The 438-nt window shown below is 62.1% G+C and carries 1 protein-coding gene; it reads right to left on the minus strand.

Annotation, left to right across the window (positions count from 1 at the left end):
- Positions 1-416: class I SAM-dependent methyltransferase (locus FCS21_RS16290; RefSeq protein WP_246047315.1), on the minus strand; the 416-nt coding region annotated here is incomplete at its 3' end.
- Positions 417-438: the final 22 nt, after the last annotated feature.

Raw genomic sequence — 438 nt, forward strand, 5'->3', positions numbered from 1 at the left:
CTGCGCGCGCCGCCCTTGGCTGCGTGCACACTGGCGGTGGCGGTGTAGCAATACAGGTTGAGGAAACGCTTGCCGGCCGCTTCCTTCTGGATACGCATGCGCATCGGACGGTGGTCGAGGAACAGACCGGTGTCCAGGTAGTCGGTGAGGTTGACCAGAAGCTTCACGCCGCCTTCGCTGACCTCGGTGAACTTGCCCTGGGCACTCTGGCGCTCGTATTGCTTGGTACCGCTCTGGCGCTCGCGACGCTTGACCACCACGCGGCTCTTGTCGATGTTCAGCGCCTGGGGAATGGCCGCCAGGGCGTCGAACATGCGGGCCGAGGCTTTTTCCGGATCGATGGATTTTGGCGCAGCGTATTCCTGCACGTGGACCCAATCGTGGTACAGGTCGATGGCCATGGAGTATTCAGGCATATCGGCGTCGTATACGCGGTAG

It is taken from the genome of Colwellia ponticola, assembly GCF_005885605.1.
Taxonomy (GTDB): Bacteria; Pseudomonadota; Gammaproteobacteria; order Enterobacterales; family Alteromonadaceae; genus Colwellia; species Colwellia ponticola.